General features: G+C 71.2%; 15 protein-coding genes. 4 read left to right on the forward strand and 11 right to left on the reverse strand.

The window, feature by feature from the left end; all coding sequences use genetic code 11:
- Window positions 1–372: a sec-independent translocase gene (locus tag JUB10_RS01095; protein ID WP_207454358.1), complete on the reverse strand. Its 372-nt coding sequence runs from the start codon at window positions 370–372 to the stop codon at window positions 1–3.
- A 70-nt stretch (window positions 373–442) separates the two neighbouring features.
- Here JUB10_RS01095 and JUB10_RS01100 point away from each other — a divergent pair, with 70 nt between their 5' ends.
- Window positions 443–1,075 carry an O-methyltransferase gene (locus JUB10_RS01100; protein ID WP_207453459.1) on the forward strand — a complete coding sequence of 211 codons (633 nt, stop codon included), beginning with the start codon at window positions 443–445 and terminating at the stop codon, window positions 1,073–1,075.
- A 299-nt stretch (window positions 1,076–1,374) separates the two neighbouring features.
- Here JUB10_RS01100 and JUB10_RS01105 read toward each other — a convergent pair whose 3' ends face one another.
- The 3 genes from JUB10_RS01105 to dapE form a co-directional block, all read right to left on the reverse strand.
- Window positions 1,375–1,545, reverse strand: coding sequence for a DUF3117 domain-containing protein (locus JUB10_RS01105; protein WP_207453461.1), 171 nt, complete (start codon window positions 1,543–1,545; stop codon window positions 1,375–1,377).
- A gap of 66 nt (window positions 1,546–1,611) precedes the next feature.
- Complete coding sequence (locus JUB10_RS01110; RefSeq protein WP_242682009.1) at window positions 1,612–2,829, reverse strand: hypothetical protein; 1,218 nt, start codon at window positions 2,827–2,829, stop codon at window positions 1,612–1,614.
- 20 nt (window positions 2,830–2,849) lie between these two features.
- Entirely contained in the window at window positions 2,850–3,938 is a 1,089-nt protein-coding gene (gene dapE / locus JUB10_RS01115; RefSeq protein ID WP_207454360.1) for a succinyl-diaminopimelate desuccinylase, read from the reverse strand.
- 104 nt (window positions 3,939–4,042) lie between these two features.
- Here dapE and dapD point away from each other — a divergent pair, with 104 nt between their 5' ends.
- From dapD to JUB10_RS01130, 3 genes are all read left to right on the forward strand, one after another.
- Window positions 4,043–4,984, forward strand: a complete 942-nt coding sequence (gene dapD, locus JUB10_RS01120) for a 2,3,4,5-tetrahydropyridine-2,6-dicarboxylate N-succinyltransferase (RefSeq protein ID WP_207453463.1) — start codon at window positions 4,043–4,045, stop codon at window positions 4,982–4,984.
- 8 nt (window positions 4,985–4,992) lie between these two features.
- The gene (locus JUB10_RS14980) at window positions 4,993–5,784 is read left to right on the forward strand and encodes a mismatch-specific DNA-glycosylase (RefSeq protein WP_307859033.1); all 792 of its coding nucleotides are present in this window, start codon (window positions 4,993–4,995) and stop codon (window positions 5,782–5,784) included.
- Window positions 5,785–6,336: 552 nt separating this feature from the next.
- Complete coding sequence (locus JUB10_RS01130; RefSeq protein ID WP_207453465.1) at window positions 6,337–6,831, forward strand: endonuclease domain-containing protein; 495 nt, start codon at window positions 6,337–6,339, stop codon at window positions 6,829–6,831.
- Between the two features lie 175 nt (window positions 6,832–7,006).
- On the opposite strand, the gene JUB10_RS01135 is transcribed toward JUB10_RS01130, so the two are convergent.
- From JUB10_RS01135 to JUB10_RS01165, 7 genes are all read right to left on the reverse strand, one after another.
- Window positions 7,007–8,293: a citrate synthase gene (locus JUB10_RS01135; protein ID WP_207453475.1), complete on the reverse strand. Its 1,287-nt coding sequence runs from the start codon at window positions 8,291–8,293 to the stop codon at window positions 7,007–7,009.
- A gap of 361 nt (window positions 8,294–8,654) precedes the next feature.
- On the reverse strand, window positions 8,655–9,743 hold the full coding sequence (gene dapC, locus JUB10_RS01140) for a succinyldiaminopimelate transaminase (protein WP_207453477.1): 1,089 nt from the start codon (window positions 9,741–9,743) through the stop codon (window positions 8,655–8,657).
- Window positions 9,744–10,070, reverse strand: coding sequence for a ferredoxin (gene fdxA, locus JUB10_RS01145; RefSeq protein ID WP_207453479.1), 327 nt, complete (start codon window positions 10,068–10,070; stop codon window positions 9,744–9,746).
- Window positions 10,071–10,129: 59 nt separating this feature from the next.
- Window positions 10,130–11,386, reverse strand: coding sequence for a PIG-L family deacetylase (locus tag JUB10_RS01150; RefSeq protein WP_207453481.1), 1,257 nt, complete (start codon window positions 11,384–11,386; stop codon window positions 10,130–10,132).
- Window positions 11,386–11,877: a hypothetical protein gene (locus tag JUB10_RS01155; protein ID WP_207453483.1), complete on the reverse strand. Its 492-nt coding sequence runs from the start codon at window positions 11,875–11,877 to the stop codon at window positions 11,386–11,388. Before JUB10_RS01155 ends, JUB10_RS01150 begins: the two co-directional genes overlap by 1 nt.
- A 99-nt stretch (window positions 11,878–11,976) precedes the next feature.
- The gene (gene typA / locus JUB10_RS01160) at window positions 11,977–13,884 is read right to left on the reverse strand and encodes a translational GTPase TypA (protein ID WP_207453491.1); all 1,908 of its coding nucleotides are present in this window, start codon (window positions 13,882–13,884) and stop codon (window positions 11,977–11,979) included.
- 233 nt (window positions 13,885–14,117) lie between these two features.
- Complete coding sequence (locus JUB10_RS01165) at window positions 14,118–15,797, reverse strand: ABC transporter ATP-binding protein (RefSeq protein WP_207453493.1); 1,680 nt, start codon at window positions 15,795–15,797, stop codon at window positions 14,118–14,120.
- Window positions 15,798–15,816: the final 19 nt, after the last annotated feature.

A 15,816-nucleotide genomic window follows, 5' to 3' on the forward strand; every position in this document is an offset into this window, starting at 1 on the left:
TCAGGTCGCCTCCGAGTCGAACGGCGTCGGAGCGTTCTCCTTCATCATCCGCTGCCGCTTGGCGTAGGCCGACTCCATCGGCTTGCGCACGACCCGCGGCGCGGGCTCGGCCTCCGGCTCGTCCTCGAGCAGGGCCTCGCGGATGATCCGGCGCGGGTCGTACTGGCGAGGGTCGAGCTTCTTCCAGTCGACGTCCTCGAACTCGGGGCCCATCTCCTCGCGCATGCGTGCCTTCGCGCCGTTCGCCATGTCGCGCAGCGACTTCACGAGCCGTGCGAGCTGCTGCGCGTAGTACGGCAGACGGTCCGGTCCCAGGAGGAAGACGGCGATCAGCCCGATGATGAGGAGCTTCTCGAACGTCAATCCGAACAGGGACACGGGAACAGGGTAACCCTCAGTCCTCAGGCGTACGGCCTACCCTTGGGGAGCAATGAGAGCACGTTTGTCAGACATCGACGCCAGCTGGTCCTACTCCGAGCAATTCGTGGGCGAGGACGAGCACATCGAGCAGGCCCGTCAGGCCAGCCAGGAGCTGGGCGTCGAGCCCGTCTCGAACGCCGTCGGCTCGCAGCTGTCCGTGCTCGCGGCGGCCTCCCGCGCCCGCTCGATCATCGAGATCGGCACCGGTGTCGGCGTGAGCGGCCTCTGGATGCTCAAGGGCGCTCCGGATGCCACGCTCACCTCGATCGACAACGAGCTCGAGCACCAGCAGCACGCGCGCCGCATGTTCACCGACGCCGGCATCGCGGTCACTCGCGTGCGGCTCATCACGGGCGACGCGAAGGCCGTGCTCCCCCGCATGAACGAGTCGAGCTACGACATCGTCTTCATCGACGCCGACCCCGGCTGCGCGATCGAGTACGTGGAGCACGGCCTGCGCCTCGCGCGCTCCGGTGGGCTCGTGCTCGTGGCGCACGCGATGTGGCGCGGCCGCGTCGCGAATCCCGCCGCGCGCGACGAGGAGACGGCGACCTACCGCAGCCTCCTGTCGGAGCTCGCGGGATCGCCCGCCGTGCTCACCGCCCTGTCGCCCGCCGGCGACGGACTGCTGCAGATCGTCAAGCTCGGGGTCTAGACCCGCGGTCGGGGTCGCGGCTGCGGCTGCGGCTGCCCGGGAGCGCCTCTCAGACGACACGTCCGTCCACGCGAGCGCTAGACGTCGGCACGTCATCACGCTGGCGCGTCAGGCGGGAACGACTGTCGCGCTCCACACAGGCACCTGCGAACCCAGCGAGCCGACCGCGGCGGCGCGCACGGCGTCGAACTCGCCACCGACGCGGCTGACGCGACCCCGCGTCATCCGGATTCCGGGTAGGGCGACAGGACGGAGGCCGGGTCTCTCGACCCGGCCGCCGCCACTGTCAGAAGGATCGGCTACGCGCCGACGACGGCTCCGAGCGCCTCGTGGAGCTCCTTGGCCTCGGCGTCGTTCACGGAGACCACCAGGCGTCCGCCACCCTCGAGCGGAACGCGCACGATGATGAGTCTGCCTTCCTTCACGGCCTCCATCGGTCCGTCGCCGGTCCTCGGCTTCATCGCTGCCATGGTGCCCCTTTCATGGAGATGCCCTCCTATTATCGGGCATACGGCCGCTACGCCGAAAACGGCGGGTCAGGGCGGGGTCCAGTCGACCCCGTCGATCCACCAGCAGAGGTGAAGCCAGACCGCCTGACCGGCGACTCCGGCCACCAGCAGCGCTCCCCGGTAGAGCGGATGCCGCGGCACCGCGAGCGCCCCCGCGAGCGGGAACAGGGGCATGAGCAACCGCCACAGACTCGACTGCGGGAAGAACACCGCGAGCAGATACAACCCGTAGCTGCCGACCCAGAGGCGCAGGTCGGGGCCGAGCCGGCGGGTCCAGGGCAGGAGCAGCACGACCACGCCGAGCGCCAGGAGAGCGACCAGCAGCGGCACCCCAACGGGACCGAACCACCACAGCATCCCGAGCACGAACCCCTCGAACGGCACGAGGTCGACGCGGCCGATGTAGTCGCTGCGCCAGGCGAGCTCCGTGTCGGGGTAGGCCCACAGCTCACCGGTCGCGAGGCCGGCGACGGCCATCCAGGCGAAGCCGGAGAGCACCGCGACCGCGGTCGCGACGAGGGCGTGCCGCCGCTCCCGCGCAGGGAAGCCCTCCCGCTCGCGCCACCAGCGCCAGCCGACGTGCAGCCCGAGCGCGAGGGCGAGCGCGAGCCCGGTCGGCCGCGTGAGGGCGAGCACCGGCACGACCGCCGCGAGCAGCAGATACCGCCGCGTGAGCAGCAGGTACAGGGCCACCGCGAGCAGGAACAACTGCATCGACTCCGCGTAGCCGACCTGCAGCACGGGCGACGTCGGCGCCGCGAGCACGACCGCCACGGCGAAGAGGGCCGACCCCTCGGGTAGCCGCAGCGCGAACAGGCGGTAGGCGGCCAGGGCGAAGCCCAGCCCGAACAGCACGGATGTCGCGACCGCGAGCGTCGCGAACGGCAGCCCCGTCACGGCGACGAGCCCCCGCACGAGCAGCGGGTAGGCCGGCATGAACGCCCAGGCGTTCTCCTCGACGTGGCCGTCCGTCGTGCGCGGCAGCTCGCTCGGGTACAGCCCGAACGCGATGACACTGTACCAGCGGGCGTCCCAGTAGTTGGCGAACGTGACGTAGTCCGGGCTCGCCCCGCTGTACTGGTTCGCCGGCTGCTGCGCCGCGAAGGCGAGCATGAGCGCGGTCGTCACGACGCGGCTCGCGGCGTACACGGCGGCGACCCTCACCCACCACGGCCAGCGCCGCCCAGCACGCTCCACGCCGGGGTCGGCGGCGACGGATGCCGCGGAGGCGCTCTGCTCCGACATCCGTGGCCCTCGTCGTGCCGCTAGCCGGCGAGCCAGGCGCGGAGGCCGCGCTCGACGTCGGTGATCTGAGTGAGGGGCACGCGCTCGTCGTCGGCGTGCGCGAGGGAGGGGTCGCCGGGGCCGTAGTTCACGGCGGGGACGCCGAGGGAGCTGAAGCGGGCGACGTCGGTCCAGCCGTACTTCGGGGCGGGGGTGCCGCCGACCGCGGCGATGAACTCCTGGGCGACGGGGGCGTCGAGGCCCGGGCGGGCGCCCTCCGCGAGGTCGACGATCGTGATCTCGGCGTCGGGGAACAGCTCGCGGATGTGTGCGACGGCCTCCTCGCCCGACCGGCTCGGGGCGAAGCGGTAGTTGACGTGCACCATGGCCTCGTCGGGGATGACGTTGCCGGCGATGCCGCCGGTGACGCCGACGGCGTTGAGGCCTTCGCGGTAGACGAGGCCGTCGACCTCGACTTCGCGCGCCTCGTATGCGGCGAGCGTCGTGAGGATCGGCGCGATGTCATGGATCGCGTTGTGGCCGACCCACGAGCGGGCGCTGTGCGAGCGCTTGCCGAACATCCGCAGCTCCGCGCGGAGGTTGCCGTTGCAGCCGCCCTCGATCTGCGCGCGGCTCGGCTCGCCGAGGATCGCGAAGTCGCCGTGCAGCAGCTCCGGGCGGGTGCGGGCGAGGCGGCCGAGGCCGTTGAGGTCGTCCGAGACCTCTTCGTGGTCGTACCAGACCCACGTGATGTCGACCTTGGGCTGCGTCAGCTCGGCCGCGAGCTTGAGGTGCACCGCGGCGCCGGCCTTCATGTCGACGGTGCCACGGCCCCAGAGGTACTCGACGCCACCGTCGGTCTCGAAGCGCGTGGGCAGGTTGCCGTTGAGCGGCACCGTGTCGATGTGCCCCGCGATCACGACGCGCTGGTCGCGGCCGAGGTTCGTGCGGGCGACGATCGCGTCGCCGTCGCGGATGACCTCGAGGTGGCCGTACGGCTCGAGCGCGGCCTCGATCGCGTCGGCGAGCGCGCGCTCGTTGCCCGACACCGACTCGATGTCGCAGAACTGGCGGGTCAGCTCGATCGAGCTGGCGGCGACGTCGAGCACGGGGAGGGTGGCATCGGGGATCGGCACCGGCCGAGTCTACCGAGGGCGTCCGACGGGGTGACCGGCGCCGCCGCGCGTCATCCGTCGCCCTCGGGCCCCTCCCCCGGCTCGATACCCTTGCAGGCATGACGCAGAACCTCGCGTGGGGCTACGGCCTCGCCACCGTCGCCGACCGCGGAGAGATCCTCGACACCTGGTTCCCGGAGCCGAAGCTCGGGCCCGTGCCGGAGGGACGCGAGCGCGTCATCGCCCCCGCGGAGCTCGAGCGCCACCTCGTCGCCGACGCGCGCCGCCGGGTGCGCACCGACTTCGTGACCGTCGAGATCGACCTCGACGCCGCGCCCGCCTCGACGCCCGACGCGTACCTGCGCCTGCACCTGCTCAGCCACCTGCTCGTGCAGCCGAACGCGCTGAACCTCGACGGGATCTTCGGCCACCTGCCGATCGTCGCGTGGACGACGGCGGGCCCGATGCATCCGTCGGACTACGCCGAACTCGTGCCGGCGCTCCGCCGCGACGGCATCTCGGTGCTCGGCGTCGACAAGTTCCCGCGGCTGCTCGACTACGTCGTGCCCGAGCGCGTGCGGATCGCGGATGCCTCGCGCGTGCGCCTCGGCGCACACCTCGCCCCCGGTACCACCGTCATGCACGAGGGCTTCGTCAACTTCAACGCGGGCACGCTCGGCACGTCGATGGTCGAGGGCCGCATCTCGCAGGGCGTCGTCGTCGGCGACGGCTCGGACATCGGCGGCGGCGCGTCCATCATGGGGACGCTCTCCGGCGGCGGCACCGAGCGCGTCACGATCGGCGAGCGCGCGCTGCTCGGCGCGAACTCGGGCATCGGCATCTCGATCGGCGACGACTCCGTGGTCGAGGCCGGCCTCTACGTGACCGCCGGCACCAAGGTGACCGTGCTCGGCACCGAGGGCGGACCGCGCACCGTCAAGGCCGTAGAGCTGAGCGGGGTGCCGGGGCTGCTGTTCCGCCGCAACTCCGTCTCCGGCGCGGTCGAGGTGCTCGCCCGCAGCGGCGCTGGGGTCGCGCTGAACGAGGCGCTGCACGCGTAGGGGTCCCCGTGGGGTCTGACGAGGGCGGTGTCGAGTCGGCGGATGACGCGGGCTCGGCGGCGTCCGTAGTGCCGCCCGTCGATCGTGCCGCGGGCTCAGCCGCACACGGCGTGCCGCCCGTCGACGCGGCTGCCGCCGCAGGCTCACCCGCACCCGCCGTGCCTCCCGCCGACGCGGTTGCCGCCACTCCCGGCGCGGCGACCGGCGCTGCCTCGTCCGCGGTCCCGGCCGCTCGGCGTTACACCCGCGCGGAGCTCGAGCAGTACCGCGACCTCGCCGTGCCCGACCTGGTGGGGCCGCAGACGCGGCTGCTCTTCGTGGGCATCAACCCGAGCCTCTGGACCGCAGCGACGGGCACGCACTTCTCGCATCCGGGCAACCGCTTCTACCCGGCGCTGGTGGCGGCGGGCATCATCCCGCGGCTGCCCGCCTTCGCCGGGCCGCTGCCCGACGAGGACATCCGGATGCTGCTCGACGCCGGCATCGGCAACACGAACCTCGTCAACCGGGCGACCGTGCGCGCGGACGAGCTCGCGGTGTCGGAGCTCGTCGCCGGGGCGGAGCGGCTGCGCGAGACCGTGCGCCGGGTGCGGCCCGCCGTGGTCGCCGTCGCCGGGGTGACGGCCTATCGCCAGTCGTTCGAGCGCCCGAAGGCGCGCGCGGGGCGGCAGCCGGAACTCCTCGAGGGCGCCGAACTCTGGGTGGTGCCGAATCCGAGCGGGCTGAACGCCCACGAGACGATCGCGTCCCTGGGCGAGGCGTACGCGGCGCCCGCCCGCGCCGCGGGGCTGCTCCCCTAGCCGCCCGCGCGGCGGCTACCCGCCCGCCGCTCCCCTGGCTCCTCGCGTTCCTTCAGCAGGACAAGTGCGACGACACGCCGTACAGCAGTTCGACACCGCCGCGTGTCCGCGGGAAATGTCCTGCTGAAGGACCAAGCCCGGTCCTCAACAACCGAGATCTCGCTGACGAATCCCACCGCGAGCCCGCCTCACCGCGCCCCTGCCGCCCCACTCGCACACCATCGACCCGTGCGGGCGCCACTGATGTTCACGACGGCCGAACTCATCCGGGGCGGAATGACGAAGCGGGAGCTGACGGCAGCGGTTCGGTCGGGAGAACTGCGTCGGGTGCTCCGCGGTTGGTACGTCCGCCCCGGATGCGACCAGCGTCTGGTTACCGCCATCAGGAGCGGCGCTTCGATCGGTTGTGTGACGGCTGCAGAGCTGCACGGGTTGTGGGTGATGCCTACGGACGAACTGCATCTCGCTGTCCCGCGCACCGGAAGTGGCAGGACTATGCCCCCGGCACCCGCATGCGTTCTGCACTGGCACCGCGCCACGATCGATCGCCCGGTGGTCGACACGATCACGGCGTTACGGCAGATGGCCAAATGCCGACCCGCCGATCAGACCGTCGCCGCGCTCGACAGCGCCCTCCGCGAGGGATTGCTCGATCGGAGCCGGTTGCGGGAATTGCGCGATTCGTTGCCCGCGCGACTGCACCACATCGTGGATCGCGCTGACGCGCGATCCGAGTCCATTGTCGAGTCCCTGCTGCGCTACCGGCTGCAGGAGCTCGAGCTTCACTTCGAGCTGCAGGTCACGCTGCCGGGTGTCGGCCGGGTCGACTTCCTTGTCGAGAGTCGCCTGGTCATCGAGGTGGACGGCTGGGCGTACCACGGCGACCGAGACGCCTTTGAGGAGGACCGCCGCCGGGACGCCGTCCTCGCAGCGCTCGATCGCAGGGTCCTGAGATTCACCTACCGGCAGGTGACGCAGGGGTGGATGCAGGTGCGGCGAGCCATCCTTGCCGCGCTCGATGTTCCTTCAGCAGGACGTCTGCCGTGACACGCCGCTGCATGTGCGAGCGCAGCGGCGCGTCGTTCGCGTTTGTCCTGTCGCAGGAACACGAGGCCGCCCGGTCAGCGACACAAGGGGCGCCCATGCGCGCACGTCGGACGCCTCGACGGACACAAAGGGGGACGGATGCCCCGTGGCATCCGCCCCCTCGACGTGCGTGTCCCTAGCGCTGCGGCCAGTCGCGGGCCGGCTCGCCCACGTAGAGCTGCTGCGGGCGGCCGATCTTCGTGGACGGGTCCGCGTTCATCTCGCGCCAGTGCGCGATCCAGCCCGGAAGGCGTCCGATGGCGAAGAGCACCGTGAACATCCGCACCGGGAAGCCCATCGCCTTGTAGATGACGCCCGTGTAGAAGTCGACGTTCGGGTACAGCTTGCGCTCGATGAAGTAGTCGTCGGCGAGTGCGACGGCCTCGAGCTCCTTGGCGATGTCGAGCAGGTCGTCCTGCACGCCGAGCGCGGCGAGCACCTCGTCAGCGCTCTCCTTCACGAGGCGGGCGCGCGGGTCGAAGTTCTTGTACACGCGGTGCCCGAAGCCCATGAGACGGATGCCGTCTTCCTTGTTTTTCACCCGCTGCACGAAGCGCTCGACGCTCTCGCCGGACTCCTTGATCTGCTGCAGCATCTTCAGCACGGCCTCGTTGGCGCCGCCGTGCAGCGGACCGTAGAGGGCGTTGATGCCGGCCGAGATCGACGCGAACATGTTCGCCTCGGTGGAACCGACGAGGCGCACGGTCGAGGTCGACGCGTTCTGCTCGTGGTCCTCGTGCAGGATCAGCAGGCGGTCGAGCGCCTTGGTGAGCACCGGGTTGACCTCGTACGGCTCCGCGTGCGTGCCGAAGTTGAGGCGCAGGAAGTTGTCGATGAACCCGAGCGAGTTGTCCGGGTACATGAATGCGTGGCCGAGGCTCTTCTTGTGCGCGTACGCGGCGAGCACCGGCAGCTTCGCGAGCAGCCGCACGGTCGTCAGCTCGACGGCCTCGGGGTCCTTCGGGTTGAGGGTGTCCTCGTAGTACGTCGACAGCGCCGACACGGCCGACGACAGCACCGACATCGGGTGCGCCGTGTGCGGCAGGGCGTCGAAGAAGCGGCGCAGGTCCTCGTGGATGAGGGTGTGCCGGCGGATCTTCGCGTCGAACTCCTCGAGCTGCGACGGCGTCGGCAGCTCGCCGTAGATGAGCAGCCAGGCGACCTCGAGGTAGGTCGAGTTCGCGGCGACCTGCTCGATCGGGTAGCCGCGGTAGCGCAGCACGCCCTGGTCGCCGTCGATGTAGGTGATCCGGCTCCTCGTCGCGGCGGTGTTCATGAACCCGCCGTCGAGCACCGAGTAGCCGGTCTTCTTCATGAGACCGGTGATGTCGATGCTCGACGCACCGGCGACCGAGGGGATGATCGGGAACTCCGCCGACCCACCAGGGAAGGACAGAGTGGCCTTGAGGGCGTCGTCACTCACCCCGACAGCCTACCGGCGGACGGCTGGACCCCTGTACGGGAGGACAGAACGGGGAAAACGGATACCCGAAGGAGCGGAGGGCAACGGATGCCTCGAGCGCGAGCCCGATCGGCAACCGATTCCGCACCTCGCAGCGCTGCCCTCGGGACGCGGCGCGAGCCCGATCGGCCACCGGTTCCGCACCTTGCAGCACTGCCCGGAGGACGCTGCGGGGGCGCCCGGGAACCTGGCAGCGCTGCCCCCGGGAGGCGGCGCGAGCCCAAATCGGCCACCGGTTCCGCACCTCGCAGCGCTGCCCTGGGGACGCGCCGGGAGCGCAAATGGCCAACCTCGCAGCGCTGCCTAGGGAACGGCGGAAGCGCTACGTCCCGAGCCGCTCCACCGCGGTGCCGATCGCGTCATCGGTCGCCGTGAGCGCGAAGCGCACGTGCTCGGGCGACGCGTCCCCGTAGAAGAACCCCGGACCGGCGAGGATGCCGCGCTCCGCGAGCCACTGCAGCGAGTCGCGCGCGTGCTCGCCGCGCGTGGCCCACAGGTAGAGCCCGCCCTCGCTGTGGTCGAGGCGGAAGCCGGCCCCCTCGACGGCGGGCAGCAGCCGCGCGCGCCGGTCGGCGTAGAGCGCGCGCTGCGCGGCGACGTGCTCGTGGTCGTTTAGCGCGGCGACCATGGCGGCCTGCACGGGGGCGGGCGGCATCGTGCCGGCGTGCTTGCGCACGGTCAGCAGCCCCGAGAGGAGGTCGACGTCGCCGGCGACGAAGCCGGCGCGGTACCCCGCGAGATTCGACTGCTTGCTCAGCGAGTAGACGCTGAGCACGCCGCGGAAGTCGCCGCCCGTGACATCCGGATCCAGGATGCCGGGGGCGGGCGCCTCCCCGTTCCAGACGAGCTCCGCGTAGCACTCGTCGGAGGCGAGCACCGCCCCGAGCTCACGCGCTCGCGCGACGGCGTCGCGCAGGAACGAGGCGGGCAGGATGCGCCCGTCCGGGTTGCCGGGGCTGTTCAGCCAGACGAGCTTCGTCGTGTCGGGCCAGTCGGCGGGGTCGTCGGCGGCGACGGGGGTCGCCCGCGCGATTTTCGCGCCGATCGCGTAGGTCGGGTAGGCGATCCGCGGGTGCACCACGGTGTCGCCCTCGCCGAGGCCGAGCCAGAGCGGCAGCCCCGCGATGAACTCCTTCGACCCGATGGTCGGCAGCACGTGCGCCCGGGTCAGCCCCTCGGTGCCGCGCCGCCGGGCGTACCAGTCGACGATCGCCTGCTGCAGCTCGATCGTGCCGGCGGTCGACGGGTAGCCGTGCGCGTCGGTCGCCGAGGCGAGCCCGTCCCGGACGACGGCGGGCGTCGGGTCGACCGGGGATCCGACGGACAGGTCGACGACCCCCTCGGGGTGCGAGCGCGCGAGCCGCACGAGCGGCGCGAGCGTGTCCCAGGGGTAGTCGGGAAGCGCGAGCACTTAGCTGTTCTCGCCCTGCGGAGGCAGCGCGCTGACGACCGGGTGGTCCTTGTGGATGACGCCGACCTTGGCGGCGCCACCGGGCGAGCCGATGTCCTCGAAGAACTCGACGTTGGCCTTGTAGTAGTCCGACCACTGGTCGGGCACGTCGTCCTCGTAGAAGATGGCCTCGACGGGGCAGACGGGCTCGCACGCACCGCAGTCGACGCACTCGTCGGGGTGGATGTAGAGCATCCGGTCGCCCTCGTAGATGCAGTCGACCGGGCACTCGTCGATGCAGGCGCGGTCCTTGACGTCCACGCAGGGCAGGGCGATGACGTAGGTCACAGGCGGTGCTCCCCTTCTAGATCTCCACCGATTCTAGTCAGCGGAGGCTGAGCGCCCGTTCAGCGGGCGCTGTCGGCGGATGACTCGGGGCCGGATGGCTCGGCGCCGCTCGTGCCGACGGCGGATCCGGCAGCCGATGACTCGGGCGCGTCGGCGGGGGCGGCAGCAGGGTCGACAGCGGATGCGGACGCGTCGCTCCGCCTCCTCCCCCACAGCACGACGGCCGCGGTGAGCACGATCGGCGCGATCGACCAGAGGATGCCCGCGGCGTCGAGCGGCACGAGCGCCGTCTCACCGCCGACCGACGACAGCACGACGACGGCGACGACCGCCGCGGCGCCCGCGATGAGGGGGAACAGCCGCGAGTCGAACAGCAGCCGCAGGGCGACGAGCAGGCCGCCGACGGCGAGGATCGAGAGCACCAGCCCGAGGGGCACGTCGACGCCCGCGATCGTCGTGACGATCCGATGGCTGAAAGTGCCGAGCGTGCCGAACACGATGCCGAGGAGCCCCGCGAGGAGGCCCGTGGTCACCTTGCCCGCCGGCGTCTGCTCCTCGTCCTCCTCGTCGTGGGGCCGCACGAGGCGGAAGCGCTCGACGGTCTCGAGCGGCATCTGCTGGCCGCCCGACATCGTGATGGTGTCGCCGACGAGCGTGAGCTGCGTGCGGTGCGCCTCGAGAGCCACGCGCTTGCGGTGCAGCACGGGCATGACGTCGACGGTGACGAGCTCCTCGTCCTCGCGGGCGGTGCCGGGCTCGACGATCTCGAAGAACGGCACCTCGAGCACCTCGGCGGCGTGCGCGGCGGCCTCGCGGGTCGCGATGTGGTCGGGGTGTCCGTAGCCGCCGCGGAAGTCGTAGCTGACGACGGCGGTCGCGCCGACGTCGGCGATGACGGTCGCGACATCCGCGGCCACCTCGCCGAGCTCGGCGAGGCTCAGCGAGTCGGGCTGCACGTCCTCGGCGGGCATCGCGAAGCCGTCGGGGCCCCAGCGCATGCCCGAGTCGGTGTACCGGCGCGGCGCGGCACCCGGTCGGCGCGCGTCGGCCGACCCGAGGAAGCGCTGGTCGGTCACGCCGAGCGCGGCCATCGCGCCGGCGAGTTCGCGTTCGCGTTCCGCCGCGAGGGCCGGCCCGTCGCCCTCGAGGTGCTTGAGCTCCCCCGCGACGACCTCGCCGCGCTCGCCGCGCGTGCAGGTGACGACCGTGACCTCGCTGCCCGCGTCGAGCAGCGTCGCGATCGTGCCGCCGGTGACGATCGTCTCGTCGTCGGGGTGGGCGTGGACGAAGACCACGCGTTCGTGCGCGCCGAGCATCAGGCGGGCGTCACGACGTAGGTCGCCACGACGGCGTCGCCGTCCTGCGCGACGGTGAGCACGACGCGGTAGTCCGTCGACGTGAAGATGCCGAAGCCCGCGTCGGCGTCGGCGCTGACCCCGGATGCCGTGTAGCCGGCGCCCTCGAGCAGCGACTGGGCGTCGGCGAACGCCGAAGCATCCGCGACCCGAACCTGCGCCGCCCAGCCGGCGCCGTTCGCCGCCGTCCCGCCGCGGACGACGTCGTCGGAGACGAGCGGCACGTCGGCGGGGAACCCGTCGGGCAGGGCGCCGTCGGTGGTGAAGTCGACGCCTCCGAGGGCGTCGCGCAGCTGGTCCTGAACGCCCTCGCTGAACTGGTCGATCTGGTCGCCGACGATGCCCTCGACGACGTTGTCGACGAGACCCTCCCCGCCGCTGCAGGCCGCGAGCGGCAGCACGAGGCTGGCGGAGAGCAGGGCAGCGGATGTCACGCGCAACAGGGTTCGCATGGCCGACATTCTCCCAGGACGCCGGCCCGGGCACCTGAACGCGCACAGCACGACGCCCGGCGGCCCTTGGAGAGGGCGGCCGGGCGTCGAGGGAAGGGGTTACGCGTCCTGGCGCTTGAGGCGCGAGGCGTTGCGCGCGCGGGCGTTCGCGTCGAGCTCGACCTTGCGGATGCGCACCATCTCGGGGGTGACCTCGACGCACTCGTCCTCGCGGGCGAACTCGAGGCACTCCTCGAGGGAGAGCTGACGCGACGGGGTCATCGACTCGAACGTGTCGGCCGTCGACGACCGCATGTTCGTGAGCTTCTTCTCCTTGGTGATGTTCACGTCCATGTCGTCGGCGCGGGAGTTCTCGCCGATGACCATGCCCTCGTAGACCTCCTCCGTCGGGTTGACGAAGAACGTCATGCGCTCCTGGAGGTTGATGATCGCGAACGGGGTGACGACTCCGGCGCGGTCGGCGACGATCGAGCCGTTGTTGCGGGTCGTGATCGTGCCGGCCCACTCGTCGTAGCCGTGCGAGATCGCGTTGGCGATGCCGGTGCCGCGGGTGATCGTGAGGAACTCGGTGCGGAAGCCGATGAGGCCGCGCGAGGGCACAATGAACTCCATGCGCACCCAGCCGGTGCCGTGGTTCGCCATGTTCTCCATGCGGCCCTTGCGGGCGGCCATGAGTTGCGTGATCGCGCCGAGGTACTCCTCGGGGGCGTCGATCGTGAGGTGCTCGTACGGCTCGTGCAGCTTGCCGTCGACGGTCTTGGTGACCACCTGCGGCTTGCCGACGGTGAGCTCGAAGCCCTCGCGGCGCATGTTCTCGACGAGGATCGCGAGGGCGAGCTCGCCGCGGCCCTGCACCTCCCAGGCATCCGGGCGTCCGATGTCGACGACCTTGATCGAGACGTTACCGATGAGCTCGCGGTCGAGGCGCTCCTTCACGAGGCGCGCGGTGAGCTTGTGCCCCTTGACCTTGCCGACGAGCGGCGAGGTGTTGGTGCCGATCGTCATCGAGATGGCGGGGTCGTCGACCGTGATGGCGGGCAGCGGGCGGATGTCCTCGGGGTCGGCGATGGTGTCGCCGATAGTGATGTCCTCGATGCCGGCGATCGCGACGATGTCGCCGGGGCCGCCCTTCTCGGCGGGGTAGCGCTCGAGCGCCTTGGTCATGAGCAACTCGGTGATGCGCACGTTCTGCGTCGAGCCGTCGTTCTTGACCCACGCGACGGTCTGGCCCTTGCGCAGCTCGCCGTGGAAGATGCGCAGCAGCGCGATGCGGCCGAGGAACGGCGAGGAGTCGAGGTTCGTGACGTGAGCCTGCAGCGGGTGCTCGTCGTCGTAGGTGGGAGCCGGGATGTGCTCGAGGATCGCGGCGAACAGCGGCTCGAGGTCGGCGTTGTCGGGCAGCGAGCCGTTCTCGGGCTTGTTGGTGCTCGCGGCACCGGCGCGGCCGGAGGCGTAGACGACGGGCACGTCGAGGATCGCGTCGAGGTCGAGGTCGGGCACGTCCTCGTGCAGGTCGCTCGCGAGACCGAGCAGGAGGTCCTGGCTCTCGGCGACGACCTCGTCGATGCGGGCGTCGGGGCGGTCGGTCTTGTTGACCAGCAGGATGACGGGGAGCTTGCCCTCGAGCGCCTTGCGGAGCACGAAGCGGGTCTGCGGCAGCGGGCCCTCGCTCGCGTCGACGAGCAGCACGACGCCGTCGACCATGCTGAGGCCGCGCTCGACCTCGCCGCCGAAGTCGGCGTGGCCGGGGGTGTCGATCACGTTGATCGTGATCGGGCCGTCGGTGGCGTGAGCACCCTTGTACGAGATCGCCGTGTTCTTGGCGAGGATCGTGATGCCCTTCTCACGCTCGAGGTCGTTCGAGTCCATCGCCCGGTCCTCGACGTGGGCGTGCTCGCCGAACGAGCCGGTCTGACGGAGCATGGCATCGACGAGAGTCGTCTTGCCGTGGTCGACGTGGGCGACGATCGCGACGTTGCGCAGATCGCTGCGGGTGGCGGTGGCCATGACTGTTCCTTGCTGAAGTGGGGGTCGACGCGCGGGAACCCGTGGGACACGGGCGGCGGCGGGGCTGCCGGACGCGGGCAGCACGAGAGGCGGCGACATCGACCGCCCGACGATGGTATCAACAGGCGCGGCTGAGGCCGAGGGCAGGGCCGTGCGCCCTGAGCGGACAGCACATGAAGAGAGGGCGACGGATGCCGCGGGGCGTCGCGCCCGCGGCATCCGTCGCCCTGCGATCAGGCGCGGGCGAGCCGGCGGCGGCGCTGCTCCATGGGGTCGGGCACGGGCACGGCGGCGATGAGGCGCTGCGTGTACGCCTCCTTCGGGCGGCGCAGGATCTCGTCGCGGGTGCCCTGCTCGACGATGCGGCCGCGGTGCATCACGGCGATGCGGTGCGCGAGCATGTCGACGACCGCGAGGTCGTGGCTGACGAACAGGGTCGCGAACTGCAGCTCGGCCTGCAGCTCCTGCAGCAGGTCGAGGAAGCGCGCCTGCACCGAGACGTCGAGCGCGCTCGTCGGCTCGTCGGCCACGAGCAGCTCGGGCGTCAGGGCGAGCGCACGGGCGATGCCGACGCGCTGCCGCTGACCGCCGGAGAGCTCGTGCGGGTAGCGGTTGCGGTAGCTGCGCGGCAGGGCGACCTGGTCGAGCAGTTCCTCGACGCGGGCGTTGATCTTCGCCTGGTCGTAGTCGCCGGTCAGCAGCAGCGGCTCGCCGATGCTCTGGCCGATCGGCATCCGCGGGTTGAGCGACGAGCCGGGGTCCTGGAACACGATGCCCGCCTTGCGGCGCAGCGGGCGCAGGTCCTTCTGCGTCGCGGTGGAGATGTCGATGCCGGCGACCTCGAGCCGCCCCTCCGCGATCGGCAGCAGGCCGACGGCGGCGCGGCCGAGCGTCGTCTTGCCCGAGCCGGACTCGCCGACGAGGCCGACGATCTCGCCGGGCAGCACCTGCAGGTCGATGCCCTCCACCGCACGGAACGCGGGCACACGCCCGCGCTTGGGGTACTCGATCGCCACGTTCTCGAACGAGAGGATCGGCTTCGCCTGCTCGCGCTCCGCGGCGCGGGCCCGGTCGGTCAGCTCCGTCGTCTCCGTGCCGAGGTGCGGCACCGCGGCGAGCAGCTGCTTCGTGTACGGATGCTGCGGGGCGGAGAAGATCTGCTCGATCGGCCCCTGCTCGACGATGACGCCATTCCGCATGACGGCGACGCGGTCGGCCATGTCTGCGACGACGCCCATGTCGTGCGTGATGATCAGGATCGCGCTGTCGAGCCGTTCGCGCAGGTTGCGCATGAGGTCGAGGATCTCGGCCTGCACGGTCACGTCGAGCGCCGTGGTCGGCTCGTCGGCGATGAGCAGCACGGGGTCACAGGAGATCGACTGGGCGATCATCGCGCGCTGGCGCTGGCCGCCGGAGAGCTGGTGCGGGTACTTGTTGAATGCCGCGGGCGGGTCGGGCATCTCGACGGCGGCGAGCAGCTCGATCGCGCGCTCCTTCGCCTCCTTCGGGCCCATGTCGTGGAACTGCGACCGCAGCGCCTCGACGATCTGGAAACCGATCGTGTAGACGGGGTTCAGCGCCGTCATCGGCTCCTGGAAGATCGCGGCGATCTGCCCGCCGCGCACCTTGCGGAGCTCCTCCGGCGGGAGCGAGGAGATGTCGCGGCCGAGCAGCGAGTAGCGGCCCGAGACGCGGGCGTTCGGCGGCAGCAGACCGAGCAGCGCCATCGAGCTCGTGCTCTTGCCGGAGCCGGACTCGCCGACGATCGCGAGGGTCTCGCCGCGCTTCACGTCGTACTTCAGCCCAATCGCGGCGGGGTAGAACTCGCCGTCGACCCAGAAGTCGACGTTGAGGCCCTCGACCTCGAGGACCGTCTCGGCGGTCGTCGCCTGAGGGGTGATGGTGTCGCTCATCGGGCACCCTTTCCTGCTT

Origin of the sequence: Desertivibrio insolitus (assembly GCF_017355965.1) — a bacterium.
In the GTDB taxonomy this organism is placed as follows: domain Bacteria; phylum Actinomycetota; class Actinomycetes; order Actinomycetales; family Microbacteriaceae; genus JAFIQW01.

What these genes read in the sequence shown, in the direction of transcription:
- JUB10_RS01105 (WP_207453461.1), bottom strand. Translation starts at nt 1,545, where the DNA reads ATGGCAGCGATGAAGCCGAGGACCGGCGACGGACCGATGGAGGCCGTG.
- JUB10_RS01110 (WP_242682009.1), bottom strand. Translation starts at nt 2,829, where the DNA reads ATGTCGGAGCAGAGCGCCTCCGCGGCATCCGTCGCCGCCGACCCCGGC.
- dapD (WP_207453463.1), top strand. Translation starts at nt 4,043, where the DNA reads ATGACGCAGAACCTCGCGTGGGGCTACGGCCTCGCCACCGTCGCCGAC.
- JUB10_RS01150 (WP_207453481.1), bottom strand. Translation starts at nt 11,386, where the DNA reads ATGCTCGGCGCGCACGAACGCGTGGTCTTCGTCCACGCCCACCCCGAC.
- JUB10_RS01155 (WP_207453483.1), bottom strand. Translation starts at nt 11,877, where the DNA reads ATGCGAACCCTGTTGCGCGTGACATCCGCTGCCCTGCTCTCCGCCAGC.
- typA (WP_207453491.1), bottom strand. Translation starts at nt 13,884, where the DNA reads ATGGCCACCGCCACCCGCAGCGATCTGCGCAACGTCGCGATCGTCGCC.
- JUB10_RS01165 (WP_207453493.1), bottom strand. Translation starts at nt 15,797, where the DNA reads ATGAGCGACACCATCACCCCTCAGGCGACGACCGCCGAGACGGTCCTC.